This window comes from Porphyromonas sp. HMSC065F10 (genome assembly GCF_001808555.1).
In the GTDB taxonomy this organism is placed as follows: domain Bacteria; phylum Bacteroidota; class Bacteroidia; order Bacteroidales; family Porphyromonadaceae; genus Porphyromonas_A.
Map to the genome: position 1 here is coordinate 14,180 of NZ_KV793798.1, position 19,611 is coordinate 33,790.

Annotated in this window: 18 protein-coding genes; 14 read left to right on the plus strand and 4 right to left on the minus strand. The window is 57.5% G+C overall.

What is annotated here, in order from left to right:
• Window positions 1–596 precede the first annotated feature (596 nt).
• The 3 genes from HMPREF2890_RS05990 (at window position 597) to HMPREF2890_RS06000 (ending at window position 3,568) form a co-directional block, all read left to right on the plus strand.
• A complete protein-coding gene (locus tag HMPREF2890_RS05990) occupies window positions 597–1,802 on the plus strand; it encodes a hypothetical protein (RefSeq protein ID WP_148130696.1) in 1,206 nt (401 codons plus the stop codon).
• An 87-nt stretch (window positions 1,803–1,889) separates the two neighbouring features.
• Window positions 1,890–2,438 carry a protein adenylyltransferase Fic gene (gene fic, locus HMPREF2890_RS05995; RefSeq protein WP_070466570.1) on the plus strand — a complete coding sequence of 183 codons (549 nt, stop codon included), beginning with the start codon at window positions 1,890–1,892 and terminating at the stop codon, window positions 2,436–2,438.
• On the plus strand, window positions 2,435–3,568 hold the full coding sequence (locus tag HMPREF2890_RS06000; protein WP_070466572.1) for a DNA recombination protein RmuC: 1,134 nt from the start codon (window positions 2,435–2,437) through the stop codon (window positions 3,566–3,568). The genes fic and HMPREF2890_RS06000 overlap by 4 nt, the downstream gene beginning before the upstream one ends.
• 5 nt (window positions 3,569–3,573) lie before the next feature.
• Here the strand turns inward: HMPREF2890_RS06000 and HMPREF2890_RS06005 are convergent, their stop codons facing one another.
• The 4 genes from HMPREF2890_RS06005 to HMPREF2890_RS06020 form a co-directional block, all read right to left on the minus strand.
• Complete coding sequence (locus tag HMPREF2890_RS06005) at window positions 3,574–4,827, minus strand: Y-family DNA polymerase (protein WP_070466574.1); 1,254 nt, start codon at window positions 4,825–4,827, stop codon at window positions 3,574–3,576.
• Window positions 4,828–4,830: 3 nt separating this feature from the next.
• A complete protein-coding gene (locus HMPREF2890_RS06010) occupies window positions 4,831–5,298 on the minus strand; it encodes a LexA family protein (protein ID WP_070466576.1) in 468 nt (155 codons plus the stop codon).
• Between the two features lie 184 nt (window positions 5,299–5,482).
• A complete protein-coding gene (locus tag HMPREF2890_RS06015; protein ID WP_070466578.1) occupies window positions 5,483–6,580 on the minus strand; it encodes a PspC domain-containing protein in 1,098 nt (365 codons plus the stop codon).
• Between the two features lie 30 nt (window positions 6,581–6,610).
• A complete protein-coding gene (locus HMPREF2890_RS06020; RefSeq protein ID WP_070466580.1) occupies window positions 6,611–7,030 on the minus strand; it encodes a PadR family transcriptional regulator in 420 nt (139 codons plus the stop codon).
• 625 nt (window positions 7,031–7,655) lie between these two features.
• Here HMPREF2890_RS06020 and HMPREF2890_RS06025 point away from each other — a divergent pair.
• From HMPREF2890_RS06025 to HMPREF2890_RS06075, 11 genes are all read left to right on the plus strand, one after another.
• Entirely contained in the window at window positions 7,656–8,024 is a 369-nt protein-coding gene (locus HMPREF2890_RS06025) for a DMT family protein (protein ID WP_070466582.1), read from the plus strand.
• Between the two features lie 154 nt (window positions 8,025–8,178).
• Window positions 8,179–8,766 (plus strand): hypothetical protein, encoded by a 588-nt coding sequence (locus HMPREF2890_RS06030; RefSeq protein WP_070466584.1) that lies wholly within the window; start codon window positions 8,179–8,181, stop codon window positions 8,764–8,766.
• Window positions 8,767–8,777: 11 nt separating this feature from the next.
• Window positions 8,778–9,365 carry a PepSY-associated TM helix domain-containing protein gene (locus HMPREF2890_RS06035; RefSeq protein WP_070466586.1) on the plus strand — a complete coding sequence of 196 codons (588 nt, stop codon included), beginning with the start codon at window positions 8,778–8,780 and terminating at the stop codon, window positions 9,363–9,365.
• Window positions 9,362–12,148, plus strand: coding sequence for a TonB-dependent receptor (locus HMPREF2890_RS06040; protein WP_070466587.1), 2,787 nt, complete (start codon window positions 9,362–9,364; stop codon window positions 12,146–12,148). The genes HMPREF2890_RS06035 and HMPREF2890_RS06040 overlap by 4 nt, the downstream gene beginning before the upstream one ends.
• On the plus strand, window positions 12,145–12,513 hold the full coding sequence (locus HMPREF2890_RS06045; protein ID WP_070466589.1) for a hypothetical protein: 369 nt from the start codon (window positions 12,145–12,147) through the stop codon (window positions 12,511–12,513). The genes HMPREF2890_RS06040 and HMPREF2890_RS06045 overlap by 4 nt, the downstream gene beginning before the upstream one ends.
• Window positions 12,510–14,036: a DUF6850 family outer membrane beta-barrel protein gene (locus tag HMPREF2890_RS06050; RefSeq protein ID WP_070466590.1), complete on the plus strand. Its 1,527-nt coding sequence runs from the start codon at window positions 12,510–12,512 to the stop codon at window positions 14,034–14,036. Before HMPREF2890_RS06045 ends, HMPREF2890_RS06050 begins: the two co-directional genes overlap by 4 nt.
• A 13-nt stretch (window positions 14,037–14,049) precedes the next feature.
• On the plus strand, window positions 14,050–15,267 hold the full coding sequence (locus HMPREF2890_RS06055) for a DUF4876 domain-containing protein (protein ID WP_070466591.1): 1,218 nt from the start codon (window positions 14,050–14,052) through the stop codon (window positions 15,265–15,267).
• A 22-nt stretch (window positions 15,268–15,289) separates the two neighbouring features.
• Entirely contained in the window at window positions 15,290–16,537 is a 1,248-nt protein-coding gene (locus HMPREF2890_RS06060) for a DUF4876 domain-containing protein (protein ID WP_246825337.1), read from the plus strand.
• A 4-nt stretch (window positions 16,538–16,541) separates the two neighbouring features.
• The gene (locus HMPREF2890_RS06065) at window positions 16,542–17,432 is read left to right on the plus strand and encodes an ABC transporter ATP-binding protein (RefSeq protein WP_070466594.1); all 891 of its coding nucleotides are present in this window, start codon (window positions 16,542–16,544) and stop codon (window positions 17,430–17,432) included.
• A 7-nt stretch (window positions 17,433–17,439) separates the two neighbouring features.
• Window positions 17,440–18,108: a hypothetical protein gene (locus HMPREF2890_RS06070; RefSeq protein ID WP_070466596.1), complete on the plus strand. Its 669-nt coding sequence runs from the start codon at window positions 17,440–17,442 to the stop codon at window positions 18,106–18,108.
• Window positions 18,105–19,232: a DUF4857 domain-containing protein gene (locus tag HMPREF2890_RS06075; protein ID WP_070466598.1), complete on the plus strand. Its 1,128-nt coding sequence runs from the start codon at window positions 18,105–18,107 to the stop codon at window positions 19,230–19,232. Before HMPREF2890_RS06070 ends, HMPREF2890_RS06075 begins: the two co-directional genes overlap by 4 nt.
• The last annotated feature ends 379 nt before the right edge of the window (window positions 19,233–19,611 follow it).

Sequence of the window (19,611 nt, forward strand, 5' to 3'; positions counted from 1 at the left end):
CGCCCCTACCCCCTCGACCCCTTGTGGGTCGCTGAACAGAAAGCCCCTTTTCTGACGACCCCGCCAGGGTGTCGCACTTATCAGGGAGTCAGACCAACCAGTGCGACACCCTTGCGGGGTCGCGGGATCACTTGCAATGCTTGATCCCCGGGTCTTCGGGGCTAAGGAGCGGGCACCCCCCAAGGGGTGCTTCGTTCCCCACCCTTTATAATGAGTTGATGGACTCCTGTGCCACTCAAATGCGTCACCCATGGGGGGATGGGAAAAAGAGGCTGCGAGGTAGAGAATTATCTTTACATTTGAGGAGTCAAGAGGTAGGTTTGGCTATGCCCCCACGACTGAAAGTTTTTCATTTACCTTCGTAATATACTATTGCCATGTTGTTTGTAAACTTGATTCCCTGGAATTGTGACCTGCCCTCTGAGCTGAGGGAGTTTCTCACGCCTGAGTTTCGAGCTGATATGCAGAAGGCTCTGGAGTATGAGCGCTCACCGATGTCGTGGTGCTATCATTATTCACGTTTTTTTGAATATTACTGCTACGATTATCATCACCCTGACCTTCAGTCCTTGCTGTGTCAGATTCCCATTCTCTTTGTGACCACTGATCAGGTCGGTGAGCGGCATAGTATCGCATTAGTGGGTAGGGAGATGGAGGTAACCATCCCCGACCATCAGATGCCCTACGACGAGATGACCCTTAAGGGTCTAAAGGAGACTCTGGAGCTACCTCCTGAGCGGGAGGAAGACTTTGATCAAAGACAAATCAATGAGGCAGAGGAAGATCGCGAGAGAAATAAGATCGTATGTGTCCAGCCGATATTGGATCTATTTGGAGTCTATGTGAGTGCCTACTCCCATGGATCAGGTAGTCTCGCTGATTACGAACCACGTATCTTCATTTGGGTTGACAAAATCTGGAACTATACTCATAAGGAGGAGCCAGATGAACGTTTGGCCGTGGAGAAGTTTCACGCCCTTCTGGATCAGGTCGTCCTCCATGAGTTGATGCATGCCCTTATGGATACACGTCTGTACCTGGACTGGTACTATTTGCAGTATCACCCACAATCTCCATTTAGCTACGACACCACTCAGCTCTACAGGCTGAGAGAGGAGTCGCTGGCAGAGGCGCTCTCCTTAGTGCTGGTGCGGGAGGTGGTCCCCGAGCCTATGTGGGACTACCTACTAAGCAATACCCGAGGAAACAGCTTGCCCTATCGACTTGGGGCTGACTACGTAGACGAGGAGCTCTTGGAGAGGGCTGTCGGAAACTGGATGGCTGCTAAGAACAAAGCCGATATTTTCGGATGTAATAGCCTGTGTAATCCACTGTATGATGACTGGTGCGACTATGTGTTCTCGGGTACCCGACTGGATCTCTCTCAGCTGAGACTTTACGAGGAGGGCTTTTGGGGCTTTTGGTTTGGTGAAGCCCATCGCTACAGAGAAAGTCTTGGCTCTACCGAGACGATCCTATACACTGAGGAGGGACTTGTCCTGCAAGTGATCAAGGACTATATGGAGGAGCATCAGGGGATCACGAGAAGAGAGCTTATGGAGGTTTTCCCTTCAGACCTCAACGATGACTATGTCACTATGATTGACTATCCGGAGACTAATGGGTTTCAGGATAAGAAGGATGATAAATACATAAGATCTGTTTACGATGATCGTATATTACAATGCTCCGATGGACAGGTGGCAGTATGCGATTACTGGAGCTTTGAGTCAATGCCGAGGTTTGTGAAGCATGCGAGAAAGCTTGGCTTCAAAATCAAGACCTACCCAAAGCCCTGGTGACTGGTTTATCCGGCTGTCGGGGAGCCTTGTCAGTAGTGATGACGTGCATCCGCTAATTGCGTACTTTTGTGGTAAGGATGGTAGATGATGAAGCAGGAAGAGATAGATAGAGCGAGCCTGGAGCGGGCCATCAGGCTCTACGACTCCGGGGAGATTGATCAGGTGGAGGTGGGGACTACCGGCGGACTCTGCCGGATCCACGAGTACCTATTTAGCGGACTGTATGACTTTGCCGGTCAGGTTCGCTCGCTGAATATCTCCAAGGGCGGTTTTCGCTTTGCGAATGCACTCTACTTAGATGCGATCCTGCCGATCATCGATGCCATGCCGGAGAGTACCTATGAGGAGATCATCTCCAAGTATGTGGAGATGAATGTGGCGCACCCCTTTATGGAGGGAAATGGTCGTGCCACAAGGATCTGGCTCGATCAGATCCTGAAGCGTAGCCTCGGGCAGGTGGTCGACTGGCAGCGTGTACCGAGGAGTGCCTATCTGCAGGCCATGGAGCGCAGTCCCGTCAATGATCTGGAGCTGCGACACCTCCTCTTCCCTGCACTGACGGAGAAGGTGGATGATCGGGAGATACTCTTCAAGGGGCTGGAGCAGTCTTACTACTACGAGGGGTACGAGGGATGACGACGCTGGAGATCATACTGCTTGTGGTAGTCGGGGGGCTGCTGCTTCTCGTCCTGCTCCTCGTCGGGCGGATGGGACGACTCACGGCGACCGCAGCCCGCACGGAGGCGACCCTCGAGAGCGAGCAGAGGAAGAGGGAGGAGCAGGAGGGACTCTTCGATCGTCAGCTCGACCGGATGACGGAGCGCTTCGAGGCACTCTCGGAGGTGATCACGAAGAGGCGGGCGGACGAACTCACCTCCGCAAATAAGCAGGAGCTGGACTTAGTGCTGGCGCCGCTGCGGGCGAGCATCGACAAGATGGACCTCGCGCTGAAGTCTACCGGTGAGACCAATGCCCGCCGCTCCGGTGAGCTTGACCGGCAGATCCGGATGCTGATTGAGCAGACCACTGCCGTCGGCGACAAGGCCGACCGCCTCGCCCGTGCGATGTCGACGAGCGGTAAGGTGCAGGGCGACTGGGGCGAGAAGCGGCTGGAGCAGATCCTGCAGCGGGAGGGCTTCATCCGAGGGACGGAGTACGATGCTCAGCTGGTGCTGCGGCGGGGCGGTCAGGTGCTGCGCCCCGACTTTGTCCTCCACTTCCCCGACGGGCGGGACGTGATGGTCGATGCCAAGGTGTCGCTGCGGGCTTTCCTGCGCTACCACGATGCCGCTGATGAGGAGGGACGACAAGCGGCTCTTGCTGATATGGAGCGAGACCTAAGGGCGCATGTGAGCGAACTGGCCAAGGCGCGCTACCACGAGCTGTCGCTCGAGGGACGGAGCACCTTCCCCTACACCCTGATGTTTGTCCCTATGCCTGCCGTGCTGCAGTTGCTCTCGAGCAGTGACCTTAGGGAAAAGGCTCTCGCGAGCAGGGTCTTCATCGTCACGCCTGAGTCGCTGATGCTCTTCCTCAGGATCATCAGCGAGGCGTGGATCAGTCGCCGGCAGGAGGAGAACATCGCCGAGGTGATTGCGCTGGCGGACAAGATGCTCCGTCAGGTGGATAACATGATGGAAGACTTCCGCCGAGTCGGCGGCAAACTCGATGATGCCAAGAGCGCTTACAAAGATGCCCTCACCCACCTTGATGGCCGCCAGGGGCTGACCGGCTACGCCGATCAGATCCGCCAGCGCATCCGCTGAGGAGGTCAGTGGGGAGTGATGCACAGGATGTCGCGGAGGTCGGTGGTGTAGTGGGGGCTGGTGTGCTCCCGGCGGACGACGCCTTGCAGTGCATCGGGGTCGCGGGCGGCGACAAAGAGCCCGTGGTCCCCGTACCGCTCCCGGATGCGCCCCTCGATGGCTCGTAGGCGCTTCCGTCGCTGCTCCTCCTCGGTCTCAAAGGGCAGCGCCCGGTCCATCCGGACCAGGTCAGAGACGAGGATCCCCCCTTTCTTGAAGTCATACCCCGGTCGCCAGATCGAGCCGAGCAGCTGCCGCACCACCGGCACCAGCTGTGAGAAGTCGCTCGTCGGCATCGTGAAGGAGCTCTGCACGTAGGGATTGTACTGCGGGATGTCGAAGCGAAAGCGATTGGTGCGGAGGTAGATCGCGAGATTGAGCGTGCCGAGGTGCTGCCGCTCCAGCTCGCTGCAGACGATGTCGAGAAACTCGAGGAGGATCATCTCCAGCTGCTTCTTGTCCGAGACGGCGTTGCCGAAAGAGCGGGATCGGCCGATGCTCTTGGTGGGCGTCTCCTCACCGAAGGGGATCCTCGGCACCCCTCGCAGCTCGTAGTAGGTGTCCAGCCCGACGATGGTGAAATTTCGCCGCACCCACTCCGGTGTCCGCTGGACGAAGTCGTAGGCGGTCTCGATGCGGAAGCTCTCCATCTTGCGGAGGTTTCGCCTGCCGACGCCCCACACGTCGCCGATGGGTGTCCCCTCGAGCGCTCGGACGATGTCCCGCCGGCTGTCGAGGGTGTAGACGCCGCCGGTCTCGGGGTGCTTCTTGGAGTAGTGGCTGGCGATCTTGGCGAGGGTCTTGGTGGGGGCGACACCGATGCCGGTGGGGATGCCCACGCCCCTGAGGACGGCTCGCCGGATCTCCCGCGCCAGCCGGTCGTACTCCTCATTGGGGGCAAAGTGGACGAAGCACTCGTCTATGGAGTAGACCTCCTGCTCCGGTATGATCGACCGGACCACACTCATCACGCGGCGGGAGAGATTGCCGTAGAGGACGTAATTGCTTGAGCAGACGGCGACATGCTCGCGCTCCACTAAGTCCCGGATCTTGAAGAGTGGCACACCCATCGGGATGCCGAGTGCCTTGGCCTCATTGGACCGGCTGACGACGCAGCCATCGTTATTGGAGAGACAGACGACGGGTCGGTTGCGCAGCTCGGGTCGGAAGACCCGCTCGCAACTGACGTAGAAGTTATTGCAGTCGATCAGACCGTACACGGCTCAGATCCGTCTCGGCCGATGGATGACGTAGGTGACCACGCCCCAGAGGATGAAGTCGTCCTCGGGGTCGACCCGCATAGGCGGGTAGGCGCTATTGGCAGAGACGAGGTAGGCCACATCGCCTCTTTGCTCCACAAACTTGATATTGAACTCCCCATTCACGCAGCAGACCACCACGTCATCATCGTGCACCTCTAAGGCGCGGTCGACGACCACGATGTCCCCCTCGTAGATATTGGCTCCCTCCATAGAGTCGCCCACGATGCGGGCAAGGAACGTCGTCGCCGGGTGGCGGATCAGCTCTCTATTCAGGTCGATCGACTCCAGCCGGTCGTCCTGCGCCGGCGAGGGGAAGCCGGCAAAGATCCCCTCCTCGGCATAGGGCAGGGTGAGCCCCTCGCCCATCTCCACCTCGTAAAACCGGAGCGTCTGCTCGCTCCTCTGACTCTTCTCTACTCCCTTATCCATAGCAATACAAAGATAACGATATTTCCCCCGCTCCTTTTTTTTGCCTCCCCCCCATAAGTCATCTCTATGTAGTGTGTAAAAAAAGAAGCCCGCCCCTCGATGTCGCATCGGAGGGCGGGCAAAGTCTTAAATAGGGTTTGACTTATATGAAAAGATAATCGATCTGTGCCTCAGTGTAGAGACCTCAGAATATGATGTGCCAGAGGGCGAGCAGGATGATGACCCAGAGGGCGATGCTGACGACCTTGACCGTCGTGCTGCTGTGCTTGCTCCGGAGGATCATCCCGATCGGGATCACTCCGATCACGTAGATCAGCAGGGTGGCGAAGGGCAGAGCGACAAGACCACCAGCGATGGAAAAGAGTAGCCCGGCCGCTGTGCTGCGGAAGTACTCCCCGTCGTGAAAGAAGTCGTACTGGAAGAGATCCCCGTCGGCGAGACCTGTGATGACTCCTCCCATGGCGACGAAGAGTCCCAGGATAAGCAGAATGGAGCCTGTCCAGAGTAGTCCCTTGCGCCAGCCGGGAGAGAGGAAGTCGGAGGGGCGGGGGAAGGCACTCTTACGATCGCCCGACTCCTTTCCCTCCGCCTCGCTCTTGGTTATTGTCTCGTCGATGTCCTGCCAGATTGTCGATGGGGAGACCGGCTTGCCGTGGAGCTCAAGTCGCTGGGTCACTGTCTTGGCTTGAGGGACAAAGATTGTCATCGCCAGGTAGACGAGGATGATCGCCGGTGCGACGGGGGTGAAGAGTAGGAGGATGAAGGTGAGGCGGAAGAGTAGGGCGTCCATGCCGAGGTACTCTCCGAGGCCGCCGAGGACACCGCCGAGCCAGCGGTCCACGGTGGAGCGGTAGTAGATGTGCCGAGGCCGCGGTCCCTCCATACCGGTCGGTGGGATCGGTGGGGTGGGGATCCTCCTCTGCTCCGTCTCGGTATCGGGGGCAGCGGTGTCGTAGTTGATAGACTCATCGGCTGCCGGCATCTCCTCCTCAATAGGATGCTGCTCCTCCTCGTCGTCAAAGAGGCGATCCAGGGAGCCGACTCGCTCTATCGTGCGGCGGACGGCATCGATGGTGATGGTGGATCCGGGGCCCTGCTGCCGGATCTCGTCGGCAAAGAGGTCGGCGATGCGGCTCTCAAAGTCGGAGACGATCTCTCCATCGGGGTCCTCAGGGGCGTAGTGTGACCGGATGCCCTCGATGTAGGCGTCAAGGGCGAAGTAGGCGTCCTCATCGATCGTGAAGAAGCGGCCGCCAAGGGTGACTGAAAGGTTCTTTTTCATGATGCTCTGTTTTTTTGCCCTTATGGTTCTCTATTCCTTATCTGTCGGTTGCATCTCGTCTACGGCCTCCTGCATGGGGGCGGGGGTGATCTGCGGACCGTTATTCTCCTGCTTGGCAGCTCGTATGCGGTCGACCTGAGCATTCATCTCAGCCCAGTTCTGATTGAGCTTATCCAGTATGCTTCGTCCCTTATCCGTAAGGGTGTAGTACTTGCGAGGAGGACCCTGGGTACTCTCCGCCCAGGTGTAGCCAATGATGCCGGCGCGACGCATCTTGCTCAGGAGAGGGTAGAGTGAGCCCTCCACGATAAGCAGGTCGGCCTCCTTGAGCAGATCAATGATGTCTGCCGAGTAGGCCTGGCGACTGTCAAGCAGGAGGAGCAGGTAGTACTCCAGGAGCCCTCGTCTCATCTGTGAGCGGAACTTATCCGCCAAGTCAGTCTTTGCCATGATGCTCTTACTGTAGTTAGTGAAAGTGATTCTATCTCTATATTGTACGGCAAAGATACGTATAATCTTAGTACCTTGCAAATGTAAGGTAGTGCGATGTTGGTGGTGAGTTTGGGACAGACCGGGTGGGTCGGGTGGTTCGGAAATGAGGAAAAAGGTGGATAGATCCCTCTCCCAGGGATAACGCCATAGGATCAGGCTGCGGTGCCCTCAGACTAATACCGATATTAGTTCGATCTAATATCGGTATTAGAGAACACTAATATCGGTATTAGAGATCGCTAATATCGGTATTAGATCTGTGCCTGCTCTATGGGCTGACAGCCAAGCCGGTCTATTTCGGCCTCAGGCTCCATTGCCGTGGGGGCATTACTTCGTACCTTCGTGGGCTTAGTGGGAGGGCGTCTTTATTCTTTACCCTATATGAGACCTTTGCATAATACCCCATCTGCGGCGTCACATTCGAGATTCGGGCTTGGTCATGTGCGTAAGCACACTCCCTTCGCCCTCACTCTCAGTCCCTTGCATCTGGGGCATTCTGCAAAGTCCCTGCCGAAAAAGCGGTGCTTTTTCGGCGAAAGACCATTTTGCAAAGGTCTTTATATATTAATGTGTACGTGCTGATATGAATGGATGGCTGATGGTGGCGATGCTGCTGGTCTCTAATGTCTTTATGACCTTTGCCTGGTATGGGCATCTCAAGCTCCAGCAGCTGCATATACTCCGGGACAGCACACCGCTCTATGTGGTGATACTGCTGAGTTGGGGGCTCGCGCTGATGGAGTATGCCTTTCAGGTGCCGGCCAATCGGTATGGCTTTGTGGGTAATGGAGGAGCCTTTACGCTGCTGCAGCTCAAGGTGATCCAGGAGGTGATATCGATCACGGTCTTTACGCTCTTCACGGTGATCTTCTTCCGAGGTACGCCGCTGCAGTGGAATCACCTCGCTGCATTTGTCTGCCTCGTCCTGGCGGTCTACTTCGTCTTTCGGTAAGGATTGTAGTCGCCCAAAATACCCGATGGGGAGTAGGTGTCTGGAGGTAAAATACCTACTTGTGAGTATGGGCTTGCGCCTTGATTAGGGTCACCTTTGCAGCTATATAGGGGCGTAGTCCCTCATTGCATCACTAAAGGATTAAGTAAGAAAGATGACTCTGATCAACAAGTGGAGCCTTACGCTGCTCCTCGGTATGACCCTCGGCCTCGCATCTTGTGGGGGTGATAGTAATAAGAGTAAAGCTCAGACCTCCGCGGAGGAGGCGACCCCTGCCGCCCTCGAGGTGGATCAGGTATTGGCAGACCCGGATAGCTTGGTCGGTGATACCATCAAGGTAGAGGGGGTCTGTGCCCATATCTGCAAGCATGGAGGAGGAAAGATCTTCCTCATGGGCAGCGACGATACCAAGACCCTCCGTGTAGAGGCGGGTGAGTCGATCGGCAGTTTTCCTCAGGAGACCGTCAATAGCATCGTACGTGTGACAGGAGTCCTGGTGGAGGACCGCATTGATGAGGACTACCTCGCTCAGTGGGAGGCTCAGATCGCCGATCAGGCCAAGGAGGCTCAGGGCGAGGGTGGCTGTGCTGCCGATATGAAGGCCAATGCGGAGGCGGAGGCCAATAGCGTCCGAGAGCGGATTGCCAATTTCCGGTCCCGCATTGCAGATCGTGCAGAGAAGGAGGGTAAGGCCTATGTCAGCCTCTACCACATGGAGGGGCTCTCCTACGAAATCCTCTGATCTCACGGACTATGGCAAATAGTCCCCGAGGGGACCGGTCTAAGAGTATGGTGAAGGCGTGCCGCTGGATCCACAGGCACCTCTCCTTCTTCTTTGCCGGTATCGTCATTATCTACGCCCTCTCCGGCATCCTGATGAATCATCGGGATGAGCTCAATCCTACCTACTCAGCGAGGCGGATAGAGATCCCTCGTGCACTCACTGAGACCCCTCGGGCGAAGGGGTCAGTCACCACGGGGGAGATAGAGAGACTCCTCGATGAGATCGGAGAGAAAGGGCACTATACGAAGCACTACTATCCGGATGAGAGGACGATGAAGGTCTTCCTCAAGGGCGGCTCCACTCTGGAGGTGGATCTCCAGACTGGTACCGGCGTGTATGACCGCTTGAGGAAGCGGCCGCTACTCGGCGACTTTGTACGCCTTCATTACAATCCAGGTCGCTGGTGGACCTACTTCTCTGATCTCTTTGCGATAGCCCTCATCGTCATCACCCTCTCGGGTCTCTTCCTCGCCCGTGGTAAGAGAGGGCTCAGAGGGGTAGGCGGGCTGGAGCTGGCCTTAGGGATACTCATTCCCCTCCTTTTCCTACTCCTATGAGGCGACTCGTCTGGATTTTCCTCACCCTCTTCTCTCTGCTCCTTGTGGTGCAGGGACAGACGGCGGTGAAGCTCACGGTCGTGGACTCAGGGGACGGGATGCCTCTCCCCGGGGCGGTGGTGACAATGAAGGATGGACAGCGGGAGTACAAGGGGGCCACGGATGCGAAGGGTATCCTGACACTCCGGAGAGTGATCCCCGGGGGGTACCTGATCCGTGCGACCTACATCGGGTATCGGCCCTACGAGCAACGGGTACAGGTCACACCGGAGCAGCACGCCTTTACCCTCAAGCTCCAGGACAGTACCGATGAGCTCCAGGAGGTGGTGGTGACGGCTAAGCCCTCCAAGGGTATGGTCACCTCGTCTCTCATAGGGAGAGAGGCAATGACGCTGCTCCAGCCCTCCAGCATCGGCGATGTGCTGGAGCTGCTCCCGGGAGGCTTCTCCTCCGATCCTCTCCTCACCTCGCCGGATATCGTCCGGCTGCGGGAGGCCTCCCTCCCCATCGTAGGGCAGCATAATTTGCTCCCGAGGGTCAATCAGTCGCAGTACAATACCTCCTCCATGGGGACGAGATTTCTCATCGATGGCGTCCCCGTGCAGATGGATGCCGGGCTCAAGGGGATGTATGGGAGTGATGGGGCCTACTCGACTCAGGTGCCGATCAATGCCGGTGTGGATATGCGCTCCATCTCCACCGATGACGTGGAGAGCATCGAGGTGGTGCAGGGGATCCCCTCCGTGGAGCACTCCGACCTGACAAGCGGTCTCATCAAGGTGAAGCGTAAGCAGTGGACCGATGAGCTCACCGGGCGCTTCAAGTCGGATATGTCCAGCAAGCTCTTCTTCCTCTCCAAAGGGGTCAACCTCCTCCCCGACCGGCTCAATCTCATCAGCAGCATCGGCTACCTCAGCGCCTACTCCGACCCCCGCAGCGTACGTGACTGCTACGAGCGCATCACCGGTTCGCTCCGTCTCTCCGGACGATGGTCGGGGACGATAGGCAGTCTCTCCTCGCTCTCCAGCATCGACTATACCGGTTCGCTCAATGACCGAAAGCGGGATCAGGACCTTGACGTCACCCCCTTAGATACCTATCAGTCGGGAAACCATCGCCTCGCTCTCTCAGAGAGTCTCTCCTTCCTCCCAACGGAGAATCCCTGGCTCAGTGCCGTGGATCTGACCCTGTCACTCTCCCACACTTGGGACCGGACCGCCATCACCAAGGATATGTTGATGAGTCGCGATGTCCCCTACCTGACTACCCGCGAGGAGGGAGAGCATGAGGGACGGTACTATCCCCGCACTTACTTCGCCTCTCACACCGTCGATAGCAGACCTCTCTACCTCTATCTCAAGCTCAAGGGCAGTAGTCGTCTCGACCTCGGCCCCGGCCGGCATCGGCTGAAGTATGGAGCGGACTGGAGCTACAGCAAGAATATCGGGCGAGGGGCAATCTTCGACCTCGACCGCCCCCTCTTCTGGCTCTCCGGCAGCCGTCCCCGACCCTTCTACGATGTCCCGGGTAAGTCGGTCCTCTCCCTCTTCGTGGAGGATGAGATGACACTGCCGATCCGGGAGCACTCCCTGACCCTGATGGCCGGGGTGGTGGCCAATAGCCTCCTCGCCCTCGATCGCTCCTATAGGATGTCTGGTCGGTGGTATCCGGACATCCGACTCAACGCCCGCTGGAGCTTCGCCCCGATAGAGGTAGCCGATCGCCCTCTTATGGTTCGGGTGAATGGTGGGGTAGGGAGCCTCAGTATGTTTCCCTCTATGGAGCAGCTCTATCCGGATACGATCTACGACGACTTTGTGGAGCTCAATTACTACCACAGCAATCCGGACTACCGCCTGGTCTATATGCGAACCTATATCTATGACCCGGATAATAAGCAGCTGGCACCGGCGAAGAACGTCAAGGGCGAGCTCCGTCTCGATCTCGACTACGCCGGCTACTCCGCCACTCTGACCTGCTTCCGGGAGCGGATGCGGAGTGGCTTCCGCAAGGATACTGAGCTACGGATCGCGGACTTCCGGTACTACGATCCGCAGTCGGTCGACTATGCTACCCTGACAGCTAAGCCGGACATCAGGGACTTCAAGTACAGGGATACACGAGACTTCCGTCTGCTCCCTCTCGATACGAATGGAAGCGAGACCGATAAGAGTGGTGTGGAGTGGGTGATGAGCACTCCGAGGTACCGCTTCCTCAATACCCGAGTGACGCTATCGGGAGCGTGGTTTAGGACCACCTATCGGAATAGTCTCCCGCAGTATGAGCGCCCGAGAGCCGTCCTCGGCGGGCGCGAGGTCCCCTACGTGGGCATCTATCAGGATAATGAGATACTGGTCCGTGAGATACTCAATACCGACCTTCGGCTCGACAATTACCTCCCTAAGATCGGACTGGGACTATCGCTCTCCTTTCAGTCAAACTGGTTTTCCTCCTCGCAGAAGATGCCTCTCTCCAATTATCCCGACTACTTCATCTCTCTCTCAGATGGAGAGCGACGCCCCTTCACAGAGGCGGCCAAGGGCGATGCTCAGCTGCAGTGGCTCAAGCGAAGCTACACCGAGAGCTCCTTCGAGCGGTACGTGGTTCCCTTTATGATGATCACCAATCTAAAGGCGACGAAGTCCCTCTTTGAGAGCAAATTGCGGGTAGCGCTCTTCGTCAATAAGATCTTTGACTACAGTCCGGACATAGAGCGAAAGGGCTTCGTGATCCGGCGCAATCAGACCCCCTACTTCGGTATGGAAATGATGATCAATCTATGACAAAGGCTCAGACTCTGATCGCACTCCTGCTCCTCGTGGGCTTATCTGCGTGCCACCTGCCGGAGCGCCCGGACGTGATGAGCCGCGTGACGCTCCGACTGGACTATAGCACCCCCTCCCCTGTGGTCCGCCAGAGCTATAAGATCGAGTGGGAAAATCTCAACACCCGCCATACCACCACCCGCAACTCCATCACCACCTCTACTTATACGGACGAGCTCTACCGCGGGCTCTACGATGTCCGGGTGGAGGGGGCGCTCCTCTTGGAGAGCGGCGAGACGGTCTGGGTCAGAGGGTCGGCTACTGAGCGGCTCTTCCTGGATAAGGAGGAGACCTGCGAGATCAAAATGCTCAGGATGCTATGAGACGTCATCTCCTTCTTCTCCTCGTCCTAACGGTCGTGATGAATGCTCACGCTGCGGATACGCTCAGTGTGGCCGCACGATCCTATGAGTGCTCGATCGCTTGGCAGCAGCTGTGGCTCCGCTATGCCGATCAGGTGGCACTCCATCATAGGCAGTACCGCAACTCCCTCTCCTCCTTTGCTGCTCGGTACGAGGGACGAAATGAGACGGAGTCGCTCTATGATGAGCAGGGACGGGGTGAGAGCATTGCACTGCTCCAAGCGAAGACCTACCTCCTCCCGTCGGCAAGGGAGCACCTCTGGGGCTATGCCGACTATGCCAATGGGCGTGTGAAAGAGGTGAAGTGGCGCAGCACCTCTGACTACGATCGGCTCTACCCCTATATTATGGCTGACGAGAAGGGCGGAGACCTGTCGCTGGAGAGGTATACCTTCGGTGGAGGCTACAGCCATCAGCTCTCCCTGCTCCGACTATCCGGGGAGCTGCACTACCGCTCTCAGCAGGAGTACCGCTCAGTGGATCCGAGACCTCGGAGTATCGTCTCAGATCTACGCCTCTCCACCGGGCTCTCCCTACCGGTCGCCACCTGCGAGGTGGGACTCTCCCTCGACTATGGGCTCTACAAGCAGCGGAGTGGGGTGGCGATCTATAGCCCTATCGGAGGCAGTCTCCAGCGGTTGATGAGTGGTCTCGGGGGCAGCTTCCGGAGGTTTGACACCAATGAGCCCTCTCTCCACTATCGTGGTCGGTCGCTCGGGGCTGCGCTCCATCTCCTGCCTCGGACCTCCGACGAGGGGATGCGAACTCTTCTTGGCTATCGGTATAGCCGGCTGGAGCAGGCGGTGAGTGATATGAATGAGGTGCCGATCCACCACTATACCGATCATCAGGGGAGGCTGAGTGTCGGCTACCAGCACCGGGTGGGGGCACTCATGGGTGCACTCGATCTTGAGGCAAGTGTCGAGAGCCGCTCCGGAGTAGAGCATATCGTAGGCGAACCTAAGGCCGGGACCTATCCCGTAGTGGGGTACAACGCCAATTTTCACCGCGGCACCGTGGAGGGCAAGCTCTCACTCTCCCTCGGTGACGCTGACTATCGCCGACCGGGCTGGCACTGGCTTGTGCAGCCCGAGGTGACCTATCTTCGTCTCCGGACGAGGGTGCTCGAGCCGGAGAAGGAGCTTCGCCTCGACCGCTGGTATGTGGTCCTCTATGGAGAGGTCTCTCATCGCAGTGAGCGGAGCTACGGCCTTCTCTCCCTCGAGGCGGGCTATGCCCCTGAGGCTGTCGGTCTGCTCACGCTCCCTATGGCAGAGATGGAGGAGTCGGTGACGGATCACCTCCGGCAGAGCTATCGGTCCGCTACAGCGAGGTGTCTCAGCCTCAGCATTGCACCCAAGTACCACCTCCCTATGCCTCTCAAGCCCTCTTGGGGACTCGTGGTGGGCGGTCGCTATCGGCTCGACCACTTCCCCTCTTCACTCCGTCACACCCTGCTGGCGGAGATCCAGCTAACCCTATAGAACCATTTTGTTTATGAAGAAAACTTTTTTTATCGCATTTGCACTGCTCCTCTCAGTCCTCTTCTCGGGCTGCCGTGAGGACGCTCCTGAGCAGCCGAGTGAGGCTCTCGTTACCCTCGAGGTGAAGAGCCCGCTTGGCATCGAGGGGCAACTAAGCAACCTCCGCGGTGAGGTCGTCTCCAAGGCTAAGGGGACGAAGCAGTCCCTCACCTTTGAGCAAAATAAGGCGAGGGTCACCCTCTCTCAGGGTGCCTCCTACACCCTCCATCTCACCGGTGACTTCGCCACGAAGGGAGTCCTCACGACGCTGGAGTACAGTGAGGACCTTGTGGCCAGGAGTGAGCAGAGCTACACCCATACTTGTCAGCTTACCTTTGTGATGCCCAAGGAGAGCTTCGTCATCAGCGAGATCTTCTTTGCCGGGACGCTCAATAAGAACGGAGAGCAGTATGATGAGGATAAGTTCATCCGCATCACCAATAATAGCCCCGTGACCCGCTATGCCGACGGTCTGGCGCTGGTCCGCTCCACCTTCCAGTCGGACGACAAGAAGGAGCAGATCGAGCCGGATGTCCGCTCGACTCACATGCCGGTCAGTCTCGTGATGCAGATCCCCGGCGATGGGACCAGCTATCCCGTCAAGCCGCATGAGAGTATCATCCTCTGCCACTCGGCGATCAATCATGCGCAGGCAAATCCTAACTCAATCGACCTCTCCGGGGCCAATTTTGAGTGGATGAGCGAGAAGGGCTATACCGACTCCGAGACGCCAGACAATCCCCAAGTACCCGACATGAGGCTGATCTTCATCAGCGATCCCTACGGCGATGGCGTGCAGAATTGGGCGATGAGCACCAATGGTCAGCACACCTATGCGCTCGCTGACCTCCAGGGGCTCACGGCAGAGGAGCTCGCTAAGAAGTACAGCTACCCCTACGAGGAGGTCATGATCATCGAGGGGATGGATCCGATGAAGATGCCGGGCGAACCAGCCCTCCAGATTCCCAATGAGTGGATCCTCGATGCGGTCAATCTCAGTATGAAGGATGACTTCCAGTGGCTCCCCGTCTCCGAGAAGCTCGATGCCGGCTACGCCTCAGTCGTACCAGCCCTTGGTGACGACTCCAGATATGGGAAGAAAGTTGTCCGTAAGCCTCTCAGCGAAACTTCTAAGGTCCTCAAGGACACCAACAACTCCTCCAAGGACTTCCGTGCCGTCAGTCTGAAATAATAATCTCAAGTATATAATGATCATGAAACAACTTCATCACTTCTGGGCCCTCGTCGCCCTTCTATCCGTTCTCCTTGTAGGCTGTAAGCCTGAGGAGAACCGTAAACCCGCCATCGAGAGCGATTGTGCCTTCACCATCGAGGCGCCTGTCGGTCTCAAGGACGCTACCTACAGCGACCTCCAGGTGACCATTAAGAGCAGCCAGGACGGCAAGGAGATCGCCCTCAAGCCGGAGTCCGCTACCTTCCAGCAGAAGCTCCTCGAGGGCAAGTACCAAGTCTCCCTCACTGCGGGGATCGCCTATCAGTCCGATCGCCTCGGCAAGGTCCGGACGACAGTCTCTATGGAGGAAGGCATCGTTGTGAAGGGCGAGAAGAGCACATTTACCCTCATCCCTCAGTACACGGAGAATGTCAGCTCCGGCTTCGTCATCGAGGAGCTCTTCATCAGCCCTACCTACAATCCTGAGACGAAGAAGTCCTATAAGTACGGCGAGCAGTACATCAAGATCACCAACAACTCCGACGTCACTCTCTACGCTGATGGGCTCGGCATTGCGGAGTCTGCCCTCCTGTGCAATATGAAGCAGGACTATGTGGATAAGGATGCGATCAAGGATATCCTCCCGGTCGGATTCCTCTCCATCATCCCCGGCGATGGGACCACCTATCCCGTCAAGCCCGGTGCCTCGATCATCGTAGCGAATGACGCCCTGGACCACTCCAAGTTCTTCCCCGGAGCGGTCAATCTCGAGCACGCCGACTTCGAGATCTACGATCGCTCGTCCAATCCCCGCTTCCAGGATACAGACAATCCTGGGGTGCCCAATCTGATCTCCTACTACAAGTCCTCCAAGACCGTTTCCTCTTTCCATCAGGCGGGCTGCACCACCATTGTCCTCGTTAGGGTTCCGGTCGATGCCGCTACCTATAAGAAGGACTATGCTTGGTCGGCGAAGTATGTCTTCCGCTTCAAGGATTTTGTCAAGGAGATGGAGACCAACAAGTTCTACAAGGTCCCCCTCGACTGGATCGTCGATGCTGTCTTCCTGGGTATTAAGGATAAGATTGACTGGCGCTATATTCCTGACACCATCGATGCTGGCTTTACCGGTTGGCGCGATAGTTTTCTGGACAAAAGCGGCCAGGGTACTGCTGTCATCCGTAAGGTGGAGCGTGAGGCCAATGGCCGGAAGTACCTCAAGGATACCAACAACTCGACCGAGGACTTCAATGCTCGCGTACAGCCCTCTCTGAAGGCAGGCAAGTGACGCCATGCAGGATAGCATCATCCGGTGTGACCACCTGACCCACTACTACGGGAAGCGTCTCATCTACGAGGACCTCTCCTTCGAGGTCCCTCGGGGGCGGATCCTCGGTCTCTTGGGGAAGAATGGCACCGGTAAGACCACCACGATCAATATCCTCGCGGGCTACCTCCGCCCTGCCGGAGGCACTTGTCGGATGCTCGGCTACGACATCCAAGCCATGCCTCCCTCCGTAAAAGCGCAGATCGCTCTCCTCATCGAGGGGCATGTGCAGTACAGCTTCATGACCGTCACGGAGATCGAGCGCTTCTATGCGCGGTTTTACCCCCGCTGGAAGCGTGAGATCTACTACGACCTCGTCAGCAAGCTCAAGATCGCTCCACGGCAGCGGATCAGCCAGATGTCCTGCGGACAGCGCTCCCAGGTCGCCCTGGGACTGATCCTCGCCCAGGATGCCGACCTCCTGATCCTTGACGACTTCTCCCTCGGGCTCGACCCCGGCTACCGGCGTCTCTTCATCGACTACCTCAGGGACTACACCAGCGGGCGTGACAAGACGGTCTTCCTCACCTCCCATATCATCCAGGATATGGAGCGGCTGATTGACGACTGTATCATCCTTGACTACGGGAAGATCCTTGTCCGGATGCCGGTGAGGGAGCTGATGGAGACCTTCCACCGCTACACCTTCACCACCGATGAGGGGGTTACTGCCCTGCCGGGGGATGAGAAGCTCTACTACAGCGCCGTCATCGGTCGTGCGGCAGAGCTCCACACCTTCCAGTCGAGAGAGTATGTACAGGCCTACCTGCAGAGAGCACAGATCCCCTACGACCGCCTCGTGGAGGAGCCGATGACCCTCGAGGACGCCTTCATCGGACTAACCGGTAAGTACTGAGTCGGATATGATACAAGGACTACTGTATAAGGAGTGGATCAAGACCCGCTGGGCGCTCTTGGTGCTCTACATCGTAGGGATCGCCATCACCGCCTACGCCCTCCTCACCCTCCAGAGGGTCATCACCCTCCGAGGAGCGGCACACCTGTGGGAGATCCTGCTCTCCAAGGATGTGCTCTTCCTCAATGTTCTGCAGTATCAGCCCCTCTTCACGGGCGTGATACTTGCCGTGACGCAATTTGCTCCAGAGATGACCCAGAAGCGACTCAAGCTCACCCTCCATCTGCCTATGGGCCAGGGGACCATTGCCCTCACCATGCTTACCTATGGAGTAGGGGTCCTCGGGCTCCTCTGCCTCACGCAGCACCTGATGCTTGCCCTCTACCTCCGGAGCATCCTTGCCCCGGAGCTGGTGACTCATCTGCTCGTCAGCATCGCCCCGTGGTTTATGGCCGGCTTCACCGCCTATGGACTCACCGCCCTCGTGGTGCTTGAGTCCACCTGGCGCCGACGTGTGCTCTACATACTCCTCAGCTACGCACTCGTCCACTTCTACTTCATCAGCACGACCCCTCGTTTCTACCAGGGGGCGCTTCTCCCGATGGGGCTGGTGACGCTGCTGCTCTGCTACGTCTCGATACTCTCGATCCAACGCTTTAAGGAAGGAGTGCAATGAAGCCACTATACACCATTTTGCTTACCCTCCTTGCCGCACTGGCGCTGGTCTGGGGCATTACCTCGCTCGGTGATATGACGGCACCCAAGGGGGATTATGTCCCCTTCACCCTCTATAGTGAGGTGGTGGGGGACTTCGCCTCGCTCGACAATCGGGATGGAGAGGGGACCCGCTACTACGACTACGCTGGCCGGGAGTACACCGATAGCGAGTTTGATAGCATCCTCCCCTCCTTCTACTACCGCCAGCTGGTGATGGATGGACGTCTTCCGGATAGCATCCGGGGCATCGCTGTGGATCAGGGACTGCTGGAGCGTGAGAGCTTTATCTTCGTCTCTCACCCTGCGAGTCTCAATACGCACGAGACCCCGCTCTACTTCCTCCTGGAGTCGATGTCCAAGAGAGTCAATCTGGAGATGCCGGAGGATGTCTTCCGCTTCACAGATCGGCGGATCGAATTTGTCAACATGGAGTCCAACTCGATCGAGGAGGAGAAGTCGGCTCTCTACCAGAGGGCTCTGGAGGAGAAAGGTGTCACCTTCCCCATCCGCCTCGTGGCCGGTAATCCCACCACCCGCAAGCCGTACGACAATGGCTACCTCCTCGTCGATGCTGCGGACCGCCTCTACCAGCTACGACAGACTGTTGGTCGCCCCTTCGTACGACCGATCGACTTGCCGGAGGGCGTGCGACCTGAGTACCTCTTCGTCACGGAGTACCCCTCCAAGCGGTTCCTCGGCTTCGTCATCGACCGGGAGGGCTCGCTCTACGTCATCCGGCTGCCGGAGTATCGGCTCCAGAGGGCCGATCTCCCCGCACTGCGGATGCGAGAGGAGAAGCTGACCATCCTCGGCAACCCCTTCTTCTGGACCGTGATCCAGAGTGATGCTGAGGGGGCAGAGTACACCGCGCTGGATGCCCAGACGCTCGCAGGCGTCAAGAGTCTCCACTTCGACACCTCCGGCGGACGAACCTTCGCAGACTACGTCGTGCCCTTCCAGCTCCGCTTCGAGTCCGGGGAGTATAATTACCTCCACCCGACTGTTAGCCAATTCTCCTGGATCGGTACACTCGTCTGGCTCCTCGCCATTAGCGGCATCGCTTGGTATCGCCGAAGGAAGTAAGGACCATAATGAGACCTTTGCATAATACCCCATCTGCGGCGTCACATTCGAGATTCGGGCTTGGTCATGTGCGTAAGCACACTCCCTTCGCCCTCACTCTCAGTCCCTTGCATCTGGGGCATTCTGCAAAGTACCTGCCGAAAAAGCGGTGCTTTTTCGGCGAAAGACCATTTTAAAAAGGTCTTATAATATATGCTCGAGGTCGCTCTGCTCTCTCAATGACGGGCAGGGCGGCCTCGTCTATTAGGTCCTCTCACTCGGGTGCAATAGTGGTCGAGAAAAAGTGTCGAAAGGTGCATGACCTGCTGCAGAGAAGGGCATCCCCTGACCCGTCCCCACAGGCGCTGATCTAATACCGATATTAGAGAAGACTAATATC